At 67.8% G+C, this 11,157-nt stretch carries 9 protein-coding genes, 1 tRNA gene and 1 pseudogene; 3 read left to right on the plus strand and 8 right to left on the minus strand.

Going from position 1 to position 11,157, the window contains the following annotated elements; all coding sequences use genetic code 11:
- Window positions 1-294: pseudogene (locus JHD80_RS24945) on the minus strand (hypothetical protein); the annotation flags it as partial.
- An 83-nt stretch (window positions 295-377) separates the two neighbouring features.
- A tRNA-Arg gene (locus tag JHD80_RS24950) sits at window positions 378-454 on the minus strand.
- 235 nt (window positions 455-689) lie between these two features.
- Here JHD80_RS24950 and JHD80_RS24955 point away from each other — a divergent pair.
- From JHD80_RS24955 to JHD80_RS24965, 3 genes are all read left to right on the plus strand, one after another.
- The gene (locus tag JHD80_RS24955; protein ID WP_199092894.1) at window positions 690-1,259 is read left to right on the plus strand and encodes a hypothetical protein; all 570 of its coding nucleotides are present in this window, start codon (window positions 690-692) and stop codon (window positions 1,257-1,259) included.
- A gap of 40 nt (window positions 1,260-1,299) precedes the next feature.
- A complete protein-coding gene (locus JHD80_RS24960) occupies window positions 1,300-2,748 on the plus strand; it encodes a M48 family metalloprotease (protein ID WP_248311767.1) in 1,449 nt (482 codons plus the stop codon).
- 100 nt (window positions 2,749-2,848) lie between these two features.
- Window positions 2,849-3,718 carry a dienelactone hydrolase family protein gene (locus tag JHD80_RS24965; protein WP_199092900.1) on the plus strand — a complete coding sequence of 290 codons (870 nt, stop codon included), beginning with the start codon at window positions 2,849-2,851 and terminating at the stop codon, window positions 3,716-3,718.
- A 194-nt stretch (window positions 3,719-3,912) separates the two neighbouring features.
- Here JHD80_RS24965 and JHD80_RS24970 read toward each other — a convergent pair whose 3' ends face one another.
- The 6 genes from JHD80_RS24970 to JHD80_RS24995 form a co-directional block, all read right to left on the minus strand.
- Entirely contained in the window at window positions 3,913-4,509 is a 597-nt protein-coding gene (locus JHD80_RS24970; protein WP_199092903.1) for a CarD family transcriptional regulator, read from the minus strand.
- A gap of 375 nt (window positions 4,510-4,884) precedes the next feature.
- On the minus strand, window positions 4,885-5,220 hold the full coding sequence (fdxA, locus tag JHD80_RS24975; RefSeq protein ID WP_199092905.1) for a ferredoxin FdxA: 336 nt from the start codon (window positions 5,218-5,220) through the stop codon (window positions 4,885-4,887).
- A 168-nt stretch (window positions 5,221-5,388) separates the two neighbouring features.
- Window positions 5,389-5,697: an RNA-binding S4 domain-containing protein gene (locus JHD80_RS24980; RefSeq protein ID WP_199092908.1), complete on the minus strand. Its 309-nt coding sequence runs from the start codon at window positions 5,695-5,697 to the stop codon at window positions 5,389-5,391.
- 21 nt (window positions 5,698-5,718) lie between these two features.
- Window positions 5,719-9,048: a helicase-related protein gene (locus JHD80_RS24985; RefSeq protein ID WP_248311768.1), complete on the minus strand. Its 3,330-nt coding sequence runs from the start codon at window positions 9,046-9,048 to the stop codon at window positions 5,719-5,721.
- A gap of 306 nt (window positions 9,049-9,354) precedes the next feature.
- Window positions 9,355-9,774 (minus strand): MerR family transcriptional regulator, encoded by a 420-nt coding sequence (locus JHD80_RS24990; protein ID WP_091860771.1) that lies wholly within the window; start codon window positions 9,772-9,774, stop codon window positions 9,355-9,357.
- A 209-nt stretch (window positions 9,775-9,983) separates the two neighbouring features.
- On the minus strand, window positions 9,984-10,958 hold the full coding sequence (locus JHD80_RS24995; protein WP_199092910.1) for a KpsF/GutQ family sugar-phosphate isomerase: 975 nt from the start codon (window positions 10,956-10,958) through the stop codon (window positions 9,984-9,986).
- Window positions 10,959-11,157 lie beyond the last annotated feature (199 nt).

Raw genomic sequence — 11,157 nt, forward strand, 5'->3', positions numbered from 1 at the left:
GAAGAGCAGCGCCGAGATCAGATAGAGGACGACGGCATAACCTATCAGGAAGAGATAGACGCCGAAGCTCCAGCTTGGGATGCGCGACAGCCCGAACTCCCACCACCAGAACAGCACGAGTTCGAGGAGGATCGAGCCGACCCAGAGCATGTGGAGCAGCGAGACGCGATGGCGGCCGGGATGCTGGATGAAGCCGGCGATGCCCGCCAGCATCCTTGTGATGCCGAGGCCAATGACCATGCCCATGACGATGCGGACATGGGTGAAGATATCGTGGGGCGAAACGGTCTCCATGCTCTGTGCTTAGAGCAACGGGCCCGCTGCTGGCCACCGGTTTCAGGAGGCGCGGCCTAGCGATTATCGCGGAGAAGGCGAAATGGCGTCCCGGAAGGGATTCGAACCCCTGACCTACGGTTTAGGAAACCGTTGCTCTATCCTGCTGAGCTACCGGGACGCATGAAACTCCGTGTAGCATAATCGCGATGCGGGTGAAGTCCCTTCTTGTTGCCGTCATATTCGCCGCCTGCGCGGGAGGGCCAGCGCGGGCAGCATCCGGCTGCGCGCCCGATGATGCCGCCGCGACGACAGTGCAACTGAACGGGCTCGATCCGGCCGGGGACCCGCTTCTCGGTGACGGGCGCCGGTTGCGGCTCATCGGCCTGGCGCCGCGCCAGAGCCCGGAGGAGGCCATGCGCTTCGACGCTGGCCTGCGCAGCTTCCGCGATCGCCCGCTCGGCCTGACCATCCATGGCGAGCCGGACCGTTGGGGCCGCCTGCCCGCGCGGCTCTCGATCCCGCCGGCATCGCCAGGCGAGCCCGCGCAGGATCTCGCCCAGCTCCTGCTGCGGCAAGGCTCCGCCCTGCCCTTGCCGGAGCCCGGCGCATCCCCCTGCGAAACACCCCAGAAGGCGCCCGTTCAGAAAACGGTAACATCTGAGACGCAAGTTTCGCCGCAAGTGGCGGTCGATGGCCATGATCTCGCCGCGGTAAAGGCGCAGGAGGGACGTTACGTCATGCTGGAAGGCCGGATCGCCTCGGTCGGCGAGCGCTCCCAGCGGACCTATCTGAATTTCTCCCGCCGTCCCAAGGAGGCTGCCTCGATCGTCCTGTCGCGCAGCCTCTGGCGCGAACTGAAGAGCGCCGGCTGGACCGCGAGCCATCTCGGCGGTAAACGGCTGCGCGCCTATGGTGTCCTGTCCGGGCGCGACGGCCTCCTGCTCGAGGTCGCATCCCGGACGGCGCTGGAACTGATCGACTGAGGACATGCTGGAGCTCTGGCGAGCATCGCTTTCGCGACCTTTGAAACGGCTGGCGGCCATCGTGCTGCCCGGCCTGCTGCTCGTCGGCTGCCTCGGCGACCAGAGCCCGATCCTCCCGGCCAGCAATAATTCCGAAGGCGAGATCGCACCGCGCATCAACACGGTCCAGCGCGCCGCCGATCAGGAGCATCAGCGCCTGCTGACCGCCTTCGGCGGCGAATACCGCGCGCCGCGTGCCCGCGCCGCGCTCGACGAGGTCGTCCAGCGGCTCGCCAAGGCCGGCGAGGGCCAGATCGGCCACTACGAGATCACCATCCTGAACTCGCCCGTAGTCAACGCCTTCGCCCTGCCCAATGGCCGGCTCTATGTCACGCGCGGCCTGCTGGCCTTGGCCAACGACACTTCCGAGATCGCCTCGGTGCTGGCGCATGAGATCGCCCATGTCACGGCGCAGCACGCCGTCGAACGCGCCGAGAAGGAAGCGGAATCGGCGCTGGTCAGCCAGGTGGTCTCACAGGTCCTGAACGATCCGACCCGCAGCGCCGCCGTGCGCGCCGGCTCGAAGCTCTCGCTGGCGAAGTTCTCGCGCCAGCAGGAGCTTACCGCCGACCAGATCAGCGTCCGCAACATCTCCCGCGCCGGCTACGACCCCTATGGCGCCGGCCGCTTCCTCGCCACGCTCGGTCGCAACACCGCCTTCCGCAGCAGCGGCCAGAACCAGAGCGCCGACGACAAGCGGCTCGACATCCTCTCCAGCCACCCGCAGACGCCGGAGCGCATCGCCGCGGTCACCGCCGCCGCCCGCCAGATCGCCGCGCCCGGCATCGGCGAGCACGACGCCAATCGCTGGCTGAATGCGATCGAAGGCCTCGCCTATGGTGATGATCCGCGCGACGGCGTGGTTCGCGGCCGGCGCTATCTCAACAGCGCCCTGCGTATCGCCTTTGCCGCGCCCGACGGCTTCAGCCTGGAAGCGGCCCAGGACATGGTCATCGGCGTCAGCGCCAATGGCGCCCAGGCCCTGCGCTTCGATTCCGTGACGCTGAAGAGCGGCCAGACGCTGGAATCCTATGTCGCCGCCGGCTGGATCGACGGCGTCGAGACGACCGGGATCGAGAAGACCGAGATCGGCGGCCAGCCGGCGGTGCGCGCCCATGGCCGCGGCACCGACTGGACCTTCAGCCTCGCCGCCGTGCAAATCGGCGACCGGGTCTATCGCTTCATCCTGGCGGCGCGCGGCGGCAGCGACCCGGAACGGCAGATGCGCGCCATCGCCGACACCTTCCGGGTGATGACGCCGGCGGAAGCGCAGGCCGTCCGCCCGATGCAGATCCGCCTGGTCACGGCCGAGGCCGGCGACACCATCGCCAGCATGGCCGAGCGCATGCCCGAGCAGGACCGGCCGGCCGAGCTCTTCCAGTTGCTCAACGGGCTCGATCGCAATGCCGCGTTGACGCCCGGCCAGCGTTACAAGGTCGTCGCCGAGTAGCCTTCCGCCATCACAAGGCCGCGAGACCGGCCACAGCCGTCCTGCATCGCCCGCGCCGGCGGCTATGATCGGCCAAAGGCCATGATCACGGGAGGCAAGGATGGCGCTCGATCGCCGAATCGTCGAACTCTACGACGAATACACGCATAAGCCGCTCGACCGGCGCGTCTTCATGAACCGGCTGCTCGCGATCGCCGGCACCACGGCGGCGGCCGAAGCCGCGCTGGCGCTGCTCGAACCCAATTACGCCCAAGCCCAGCAGGTGGCGCCGGACGATGCCCGCATCACCGCGACCCGGTTCGACCAGACCGTCGATGGCGTGGCGCTGAAGGGCTATCTGGTCACGCCGAAGGCGCAGGCGAAGCGTGGGGGCGTCCTGGTCATCCACGAGAACCGCGGCCTCAATCCCCATATCGAGGACATCACCCGCCGCATGGCGCTGGAGGGCTTCACCGCGCTCGGGCTCGACTTCCTCACCCCACTCGGCGGCACGCCTGCCGACCCCGACGCAGCCCGCGCGCTCTTCCCCCAGCTCTCCGTGGAGAGCGTCGTGACCCAAGGCCGCGCCGCGCTGAAATACCTGGCCGCGCGGCCCGATGCGAACGGCAAGACCGGCGCGGTCGGCTTCTGCTGGGGCGGCGGCGCGGTCAACGACCTCGCCGTGTCCGTTCCCGAGCTCGCGGCCGGCGTCGTCTTCTATGGTCGCCCGCCGGATCTCGCCAAGGTGCCGCAGATCAAAGCCCGCCTCCTGATCCAGCAGGCCGGACGCGACACCCGCCTCGTCCAGATGCTTCCCGACTACGAAAAGGCGCTGAAGGCCGCCGGCGTCCAGTACGAGGCGATCGTCTATCCCGATGTCGACCACGCCTTCATGAACGACACCAGCGCCGAGCGCTACGACGCCGGGACGGCCAAGCAGGCCTGGGCAAAGACGGTGGCTTTCCTGAAGGCGGGAACTGGGACAGCCTGAGCAAACAAGGGCGTCATTCTCGGGCTTGACCCGAGAATCTCAGGACGAGAGGGCCCCCGGCCTCTTACGGCAGGAGATGCTCGGGTCAAGCCCGAGCATGACGGCCTCTTGGCCCATGACACGCATCGGCCTCGGACAACAAAAAACCCGGCGGTTGCCCGCCGGGTTTCTCGAAACGATAGGGAACGAACCGCTCAGGCGGCCTCTTCCGCCAGATCGTCGTTGTCGCCTTCGAGATCCGCCTCGGCCTCGGCTTCCGCCTTGCCGGCGCGGCGCGGCGACTTGGCGAGCTGGCCTTCGATCTTCTTGAGCGCCTCGGTCTCGGTGACGTCGTCGACGACAGCGATCTCGCGGGTCATGCGGTCGAGGGCCGCTTCATAGAGCTGACGCTCGGAATAGGACTGCTCGGGCTGGGCCTCGGACCGGTAGAGGTCGCGCACCACTTCGGCGATCGCGACGAGATCGCCGGAATTGATCTTCGCTTCGTATTCCTGCGCGCGGCGCGACCACATGGTGCGCTTGACACGGGCGCGGCCGGTGAGCGTGGTCAGCGCCTTGGCGACGGCATCGGCATCGGCGAGCTTGCGCAGGCCGACGCTGGCGGCCTTGGCAGTCGGGACCCGCAGCGTCATCTTGTCCTTGGCGAAGCTGACGACGAACAATTCCAGCTTGAAACCCGCGACTTCCTGCTCTTCGATCGCCGTGATCTGACCGACACCATGGGACGGATAGACGACGTGCTCGCCCGTCTTGAAACCCTGGCGCACAACAGCTTTCTTCGCAGTGGACATGCCGTTACGACTCCTGACCGGCCCGCTTGACGCGAGCGCGTGATGATTTAGCCCCCGGCCGGCTGGCAGGGGACTTCCGCCTGATGCGACGCTATGAGAAACGCACCGCCTCACGCTCCCTAGTCGACTGTTTCATTGGGCCCGCGAGAACGACGACCAAAGCCCCGGCGCCGAAGCCGGCTCTTTCGTCAATTATGATCTCTGGGGGCGCCCCGATTGCAGGAACCTCGCAGGGGCATGCGGAACGACTTCGACTAGGACTGGCTTGTAACACAAAAAACACGCCGAATCAAAGGTAAACGCCCGACGGCGCTCCCCTGCGTCAGCATGGCAAGGTCGTGGTTAACGCAGCGCGACGGCAGAAAACCCGCCAGATCAGTCGCCTTCGCCGGGCTCCGGCGACAGCATTTCGAGCTTTCCGGCGACGCCGTCGAACGCCTTGGCGTCTGCTGGGGGCTCTTTCTTCTGGGTGATATTGGGCCAGTTCGCCGCGAACTTGCCGTTGAGCTGCAGCCAGCTTTCGAGGCCGGGCTCGGTATCCGGCTTGATCGCCTCGGCCGGGCATTCCGGCTCGCAGACGCCGCAGTCGATGCACTCGTCGGGATGGATGACGAGCATGTTCTCGCCTTCATAGAAGCAGTCGACCGGGCAAACCTCGACGCAATCCATGTACTTGCACTTGATGCAGTTCTCGGTGACCACATAGGTCATGGGTCGGCCCTTCCAACGCTTCTAAACAGCCCCATAAACCCTTGCCCGGCGCAGGTTTCAAGGTCGTTTTCGTGATCTCTTGCAGAACGATCCGTCATTGAGGCGGCACTCCGGGGAGGAATTTTCTCCCCGGCCCGATTTCAGCGCCATCGCAGGCAGGTCGCGGATTTAGTCTTCGTCTTCCGCCGCCGCAAGCGACGCATTGCCGCTGCCACCGTCGAGCCTCTCGTAGAGCTGCTGCGCAACCGCGAAGGAACCGCGCCGCTCGGCGAAACCGAGAACCCTGACCACGACCGTCGCGTGCGGCAGGGCGAGCGTCAGCACCGCCCCGACCTTGATGCCTTGCGCCGGATTATCGCATCGGCGCCCTTCGATGCGGACATGGCCGTCCTCCACCAGGCGCACGGCCGCCGGGCGGTTACGGGCAAAGCGCGCGAACCAGAGCCATTTGTCGAGACGCTGACGATCGTCCTGCAAACCGCCCGCGCCTCCGTGCTCTCAGTTCTTGCTGCCTTCGAGCTGGGCCTTGAGGGCCGCGAGCTTGGCGAAGGGCGAATCCGGGTCCGGCTCGCGATTCGCAGGGCGCGGACGCGGCGCCTGCTGGAAGCGCTCGCCCCCGCCCCGCTCCTCGCGACGCGGACCGCCGGGGCGGCCGTCGCGCTTGAAATCGGGACGCGGACCGCGATTGCCCTCGGGACGATCCTGCCGCTGCGGCCGGTCGTCACGGCGCGGGCGCTCGTCCTGGCGCGGACGCGCATCGCTGCGCTCCTGGCGCTGCGCCGGCGCGCCCTCGCCCGCGGCAGCCGCCGGCCGGTTGTCGGGACGCCCGTCGCGGCGCGGACCGCCGGGGCGGCCCTCGCGCTGCGGCCGGTCGCCGCCACGGCGCTCGCCACCTTCGCGACGCTCACCGCCCTCGCGGCGGCCACGCGGATTGCCCTGCTCGGGCCGGCGGCCACCCTGATGGCGATGCGGCCGCCAGACCTCGATCAATTCGGGCTCGGCCGGCGCGGCCTCGGCTGCAGGAGCTTCGGCAGCAACGGCTTCGGCGGACGCAGCTTCCTCGGCAGCGGCAGCGGGGAGCGCCACCATCGCATCGGCCGGCATCGGCTCCCGCGCGGTGTCGAGCTCCGTCTCGGTCAGGATCGGCGTATCCGTCGTCTCGACCGCCGGCGCTTCGACGGCATGGGTCTCGACCTCGGCCAGCCCATCCTCGTTAAGAACGCTCGCCGGTTCGCTCGTGTCTTCAGCCTCGGCGGTGGTCTCGAGGCCTTCACCCTCGGCCTGAGCCACTTCCGCGTCGCCAGCCACGACAGGCTTGGCCGGCTCGGTCGGAGCCGGAGGCGGCGCCAGCGGCACGGTGATCGCAGGCCCTGGACGCTTGACCGAGACATAGCCGAGCGAACGCAGGATCGAGGCGAAATCCTCGCCGGCGCAGCCGACGAGCGAGGTCATCGCGCCGGTGGCGACGAAGCCGTCCTGGTCGGCGGCCCCGGTCGGCGGCGTGCCCTGCGTGACGCCGGGGCGATAGGCGATCGCCGGGCGGATCAGGTCGGCCAAGCGTTCCAGAATGTCGACGCGCACGGCTCGCTCGCCGCAGACGCGGTAGCCGGCGGCCCGGTAGAGCCCCTTCGGCACGGCCTTGTCGACCGGGAAGGAGGTGCGCCCCGAGGCCGCAAGATGGGCGATGTCGTCGAGCCCGGCCGTCTCCGGCCCGCCATGCTTCAGCGCCCAGAGCTGGGCGGCGAGCGCGCGCGGCGCCGGCTTCAGCAGCGCCGGCATATAGATGTGGAAGGCGCCGAAGCGGATGCCGAGCTGGCGCAAAGCCGCGCGGCCTTCCTGGTCGAGCGCCTTCATCTCCTCGCCGACCTTGGCGCGTTCGAGCACGCCGAGCGCCTCAGCCGCCTGATAGGCGATGCCACGGGCGATGCCGGTGACGTTCTCGGCCGCTTCGAGGATCTGCACGGCGCCAAGCAGGCGGGTGATGTGATTCTTCAGCCAGAGACTGAGCCGGGTCTCGACCTGTTCGCGCGCCGGGCCGCTGAGATGCTCCTCCACCAGCAAGCGCAGGCGCGGCTCCAGAACCTTCTCGCCGGCCGTCAGGCGCGCCACCGGCTCGCCCGTCCAGCGCACCAGCCCGTCATGGGACAGCACGAAGGCATCGTCGCCAGCCAACACGACGCGCGCCGCCCGGGCCTCGATCTCGGAGCCGAGCGCCTTCATCGCCGCCAGGTTCAGCGCCTTGACCTCGGAACCGCCGGCTTTCGGATCCGCCGTGAAGCGGAAGCCCTGCAGCATCCCCACATGCTGGCCCTCGACGAGCACGTCGCCCGTCGCAGTGACCTCAGCCTCCAACATCGCATTCTCCCGCAAGCGGCGCATCAACACGCTGGTGCGCCGATCGACAAATCTATGGGTCAGCCGCTCGTGCAGCGCATCCGACAGCTTGTCCTCTACAAGACGCGCCATGCCCTGCCAATGCTCTGGATCAGGCAACCAGTCGGGACGGTTTGCGACATAGGTCCAAGTCCGGACCTGCGCGATCCGCGCCGAGAGCGTATCGATCTCGCCATCGGTGCGATCGAGAGAGGCGAGTTGCGCCTGATACCAGTCGCTATCGAGCCGGCCATGGCGCATCAGGCGCAGATACAGGGTCGTTGCCAGATCGGCATGCTGCATCGGCGATATCTTGCGATAATCCGGTAGCCCGCAGACCTCCCAGAGCCGCTCGACCGCCGCCCGCCCCTGCGCCAGCTTCGCGACATCCGGGTCCCGCGCCAGCACCTCCAGCGTCGTCATGTCCTCGGCGATCAGCGCGCGCGTCAGGCCCTGCTCGGATGGCTGCAGGTTCAGCGTGTCGAGCAAACCGCCAACCGAGCGCAGGTCGAGATCGGAATTGCGCCACTGCATCTGGCGGATCGGCTCGAAGCGGTGATTCTCGATCGCCTCGACCAGCTCCGCATCGAAAGGCGGGCAGCGCCCGCTGGTGCCGAAGGTGCCGTCGCGCAGATGCCGCCCGGCGCGCCCGGCGATCTGGCCGAACTCGGCCGGATTGAGCTTGCGGTAATGATGCCCGTCGAACTTCTTGTCGGCTGCGAAGGCGATGTGATTGACGTCGAGATTGAGCCCCATGCCGATCGCGTCGGTGGCGACGAGATAATCGACATCGCCGGACTGGTAGATCTCGACCTGGGCATTGCGCGTCCGCGGCGAGAGCGCGCCCAGCACCACGGCTGCCCCGCCCTTCTGCCGGCGGATCAGCTCCGCGATCGCATAGACCTCCTCGACGGAGAAGGCGACGATGGCCGAGCGCGGTGCCAGCCTGGTGATCTTGCGGTCGCCGGCGAAGGTGAGCTGGGACAGGCGCGGGCGCGTCACGACATTCACGCCCGGCATGAGCTGCTCGATCAGCGGGCGCATCGTCCCGGCACCGATCAGCATGGTCTCGGCCCGGCCGCGCCGGTTCAGCAGCCGGTCGGTGAAGACATGGCCGCGGTCGAGATCGGCGGCGAGCTGGATCTCGTCGATCGCGACGAAATCGACGGCGAGATCGCGCGGCGTCGCCTCGACCGTGCAGACCCAGAAGCGCGGCCGCTCCGGCTTGATCTTCTCCTCGCCGGTGACGAGGGCGACCGCTTCGGGGCCGACCTTGTCGACCACGCGCTGGTAGACCTCGCGCGCGAGCAGCCGCAGCGGCAGGCCGATCATCCCCGTGGGATGGGCGATCATGCGCTCGATGGCGAGATGGGTCTTGCCGGTATTGGTCGGGCCCAGCACGGCCGTGACGCCATTGGCGCGGGCGGCGGGCGGCAGCGAACGGAAAGGAAGCAAGGCGAGTGAGCCGATCTTCTCGCCCGCCCATGCGGGCGGGAGCGTGGACGGAGCTTATGCAGGTCTCAAATAGAAACCCGATAAGAACGAGTCTGGAACGAAGCGGGCCCGAATCGCTGACTCCGGCAGAATCGGGTTTTGTTCCCTTTTAGGAGTCCATCCCCCGGCGGCATGAGCCCTGTCGTCATCGCGCGCCCTCCCGAATGGCGTGGCAAGCGGCCCGAAGGCTGCCTGGCAAGAGTTCTATTTAAGCCTTTTCACCCCGGAAACGAGAGGCAAGGCAGATTTCGGGCCTACGCCCCTGCTTCAATGATGGGCGTGGTCGCACTGCCCATGATCGGCCAGCGCCTCGATGATCGCGCAGTCGCAGGCTGCGACGCCGCCCGAGCAGGTCGTCGCGATCCGCTCCAATTCCTTCTCCAGCGAGCGCAATTTCGCGATCTTGTCGCGGACTTCGTCGAGATGCGCGACCGAGATCGCATGGGCCTCGTCGCAGGCCATGCCCGGCGTGTCGGAGAGCTTCAGCAGCGTGCGGATGTTCTCGACCGCGAAGCCGAGATCGCGCGCATGCTTGATGAAGGCCAGGCGCTCGGCATGGCGCCGACCATAGCGGCGCTGGTTGCCCTCGGAGCGTTCCGGCGGAGGCAGCAGACCGACCTGCTCGTAATAACGGATGGTCTCGACCTTGACCCCGGTGCGATCGGCGAGCGCGCCGATCGGCATCACGCGTTCGAGCTTGTTGGTTACAGTCATGCGCCCTCCAAATCTATAGCTTCTGGAGCTTTAGATAGACCCTCATAGCCGCACGGCAAGAGCCACCGTCCCGTCAGCCGTCATTCTCGGGCGAAGCGGAGCGCAGACCCGAGAATCGCAGATCACATGAGGCTCCGTGTCATGAGATGCTCAAGGCTCAGGCCCGAGCATGACGACCGGGATCAAGCCACGCCCATCGCCAAGAGGTCGTGGACATGGACGAGCCCGGCCGGGCAGTCTTCCGCATCGACCACGATCAGCGCCGTGATCCGGCTGCGGTTGACCAGTTCCAGCGCCTCGACCGCCAGCGTATCGAGGCCGATGCGGCGCGGATTGGCGGTCATGATGTCGCGCGCCCGGAGCGAGGCGCCGCCGCCCATCGCCGTCTTGCGGCGCAGGTCGCCATCGGTGACGACGCCGGCGAGCTTGCCGTCGAGATCCATGACCACGGCGCAGCCGAAACCCTTGTCCGAGATCATCGCGATGACGTCGGGCAGCAGCGTGTCGAGGCCGATCAGCGGCAATTCGGTGCCACGATGCATGATGCTCTCGACGGTCTTGAGCTGCGCGCCGAGCTTGCCGCCGGGGTGGTAGACGAAGAAGTCCTGCCGCGAGAAGCCGCGCGCCTCCAGCAGCGCCACCGCCAGCGCGTCGCCGAGCGCCATCTGCATCGTCGTCGAGGTCGTCGGCGCGAGCCCGTTCGGGCAGGCCTCCGTCGCCTTCGGCAGGACGAGCGCGATATCGGCCTCCTTGCCCAACGTGCTCTCGGCATTGGCGGTGATCGCGATCAGCCCGACGCGGAAGCGGCGGGTATAGCCGACCAGCGCGGCGAGCTCGACCGCCTCCCCCGACCAGGACAGCGCGATCACGACATCCTCGGGCTGGACCATGCCGAGATCGCCATGGCTCGCCTCGGCCGGATGGACGAAATGCGCGGGCGTTCCCGTCGAAGCCAGCGTCGCCGTGAGCTTGCGCCCGACATGGCCGGACTTGCCCATGCCGGAGACGATGACGCGCCCGCTCGAGCCCCGGATCATCGCCACAGCCTCGGCAAAAGGCCCGCCCAACCCATTCGCCAGCGCGGCGTGGAGCGCATCGAGCCCGGCGCGCTCGGTGGCTATGGTGCGAAGGGCGGAGTCGCGGATGTCTTCGATCATGGCCGGCGCTGTAGCACGGCGTCCGCGGGTATTTCCACCGCCTGCCCACAGGCTCGCCCGGCGTTGACGGCTCCTTAACCCTGTTCGTTCTAACTCCATTAACCATGCGCGCCATCCGCGCGCCCCGCCTTCTGGAGCCCTGCGACGCCCGTGTCCGGCCGCGCGACGACCCTGCTTCTCTCCGGCACGGCCCTGGCCG

The sequence above is a fragment of the Allobosea sp. ASV33 genome, assembly GCF_016428755.1.
Lineage (GTDB): Bacteria > Pseudomonadota > Alphaproteobacteria > Rhizobiales > Beijerinckiaceae > Allobosea.

Bases quoted from the DNA above. Each gene is read 5' to 3' on its own strand.
- JHD80_RS24965 (WP_199092900.1), top strand. From the start codon at position 2,849: ATGGCGCTCGATCGCCGAATCGTCGAACTCTACGACGAATACACGCAT.
- JHD80_RS24955 (WP_199092894.1), top strand. From the start codon at position 690: ATGCGCTTCGACGCTGGCCTGCGCAGCTTCCGCGATCGCCCGCTCGGC.
- JHD80_RS24995 (WP_199092910.1), bottom strand. From the start codon at position 10,958: ATGATCGAAGACATCCGCGACTCCGCCCTTCGCACCATAGCCACCGAG.
- fdxA (WP_199092905.1), bottom strand. From the start codon at position 5,220: ATGACCTATGTGGTCACCGAGAACTGCATCAAGTGCAAGTACATGGAT.
- JHD80_RS24970 (WP_199092903.1), bottom strand. From the start codon at position 4,509: ATGTCCACTGCGAAGAAAGCTGTTGTGCGCCAGGGTTTCAAGACGGGC.